A 1,873-nucleotide genomic window follows, 5' to 3' on the forward strand; every position below is an offset into this window, starting at 1 on the left:
GACGCCCACCTCACCAGCACACCACGAGCCCGCACCCGCACCAGCCACTTCGCAGCACTCGGCCCCACCGAGCCAAAGCTCAGCAGGGCCGAGTAAAAGCCACCCCCGAATAAACCAACAGCGTCAGGCAAGTTGGTCGGGGGCCGTTTCGTGCGTGGCGCGCGCCAGGAGAGGATCAGGCTGTGACCGCTTCCTCCAGCAACGCCAGCGCCTTTCCGGTCAGCTCCGCCCTGTCCGTCGCGGCACCGCTCAGCCAGTGCACACGCGGATCCCGGCGGAACCACGAGTCCTGGCGGCGCGCGAAGCGTTTGGTGGCGCGCACCGTCTCCTCGCGCGCCTCCTGCTCGGTGCACTCCCCGGCCAGCGCGGCGAGTACCTGCTGATAGCCCAGCGCCCGCGACGCCGTACGGCCCGAGCGCAGTCCGGCCGCTTCCAGCGCCCGTACCTCCGCCACCAGCCCGCCTTCCCACATCCGGTCCACCCGTGCGGCGATGCGGGCGTCCAGCTCGGGACGTGCCACGTCGACGCCGAGCTGGACCGTGTCGTAGACGGCCTCGTGCCCGGGCAGGTTCGCCGTGAAGGGGCGGCCGGTGATCTCGATGACCTCCAGTGCGCGCACGATACGGCGGCCGTTGCTGGGCAGGATCGCGCGGGCGGCCCCCGGGTCGGCCGCCGCCAGCCGCGCGTGCAGGACGCCGGAGCCCTGTGCCGCCAGCTCTCCCTCCAGCCGCGCCCGTACCGCCGGGTCCGTGCCGGGGAAGTCCATGGCGTCGATCGCCCCCCGCAGGTACAGCCCCGAGCCGCCCACCAGGACCGGGACCCGGCCCGTCGCGCGCAGCCGGTCGATCTCGGCCCGGGCCAGCCGCTGGTATTCGGCGACACTGGCGGCGACCGTGACGTCCCAGATGTCCAGCAGATGGTGCGGGACGCCCTCCTGCTCCGCGGGCGTCAGCTTGGCGGTGCCGATGTCCATGCCGCGGTAGAGCTGCATCGAGTCCGCGTTGACGACCTCGCCGCCCAGCCTGCGGGCGATCGCGACGCCCAGGCCTGACTTGCCGGCGGCGGTGGGGCCGACGACGGCGACGACCGGAGGGGCGCGGCGGGCGGACGAAGGTACGGGTGCGGCGTTCACGCCGCCAGTCTCGCAAACCTCCCTCCCGCAGCCGAACCCCGAACGGGCGACGTGACGCTCCGCTTCCGGGGTCGTTGCCTGTTGCGAGGTTCCGAGAGCCGATTTCCGGGACCGTGCCGCCGGAGGCGCGGGGGAGCACTGCTCCCGGAGCGCCGGATGCCGGTCACGTGAGTAAGGTCTGGAGTGTAGTTATGGGCGTCTTTTCAAGGCTTCTCCGCCGTTCTTCCGGTGCGCCGCGGCGCAAAGCCGCCGGCGCCGCCCCGGTGTCGATGACGCGGGACGGGGCAGTCGAGGATCAGAGGGAACAGGAGGACCAGCCGGACACGGCAGCGGCGGCCGGCGCCGGTGACGACGCCGAGGATGTCGGCATTCCGAAGCAGCAGTCCGCCGAGGAAGTGGCCGACAGCGAAGACGCGGACACCGCCCGTAAGTGAACCGCCACTGAGGCACACCGCACAGGAAGAGGGTGGCCACCATGGGCTTCATGGACAAGGTCAAGGGAATGCTGGGCCAGCACAGCGACAAGGTGACGAGGGGTCTGGACAAGGCCGGCCAGATGGCCGACAAGAAGACCAAGGGCAAGTACAGCAGCCAGATCCGCAGCGGCACGCAGAAGGCCAAGGAGCAGGCCGACAAGATGGGCCGCGGCGGTCACGGCCACGGCGGCGGGAAGGGCCCCGGCGGGGCCTGACCGCGCGCCGGCGAACGTCGGTCGGCCGTCAGCACATGTGGGCGTGGGGG

The 1,873-nt window shown here is 71.8% G+C and carries 3 protein-coding genes; 2 read left to right on the forward strand and 1 reads right to left on the reverse strand.

The genetic code is table 11. The features are described from left to right. Positions 1–175: 175 nt before the first annotated feature. Positions 176–1,132 (reverse strand): tRNA (adenosine(37)-N6)-dimethylallyltransferase MiaA, encoded by a 957-nt coding sequence (gene miaA, locus ACRDP3_RS28570; protein ID WP_431519924.1) that lies wholly within the window; start codon positions 1,130–1,132, stop codon positions 176–178. Positions 1,133–1,401: 269 nt separating this feature from the next. Between miaA and ACRDP3_RS28575 the strand changes: the two genes are divergently transcribed. Further along, positions 1,402–1,566, forward strand: a complete 165-nt coding sequence (locus tag ACRDP3_RS28575; RefSeq protein ID WP_431519925.1) for a hypothetical protein — start codon at positions 1,402–1,404, stop codon at positions 1,564–1,566. Between the two features lie 50 nt (positions 1,567–1,616). Next, positions 1,617–1,823: an antitoxin gene (locus ACRDP3_RS28580; protein ID WP_431519926.1), complete on the forward strand. Its 207-nt coding sequence runs from the start codon at positions 1,617–1,619 to the stop codon at positions 1,821–1,823. Positions 1,824–1,873: the final 50 nt, after the last annotated feature.

The organism is Streptomyces sp. (assembly GCF_050698815.1).
In the GTDB taxonomy this organism is placed as follows: Bacteria; Actinomycetota; Actinomycetes; order Streptomycetales; family Streptomycetaceae; genus Streptomyces.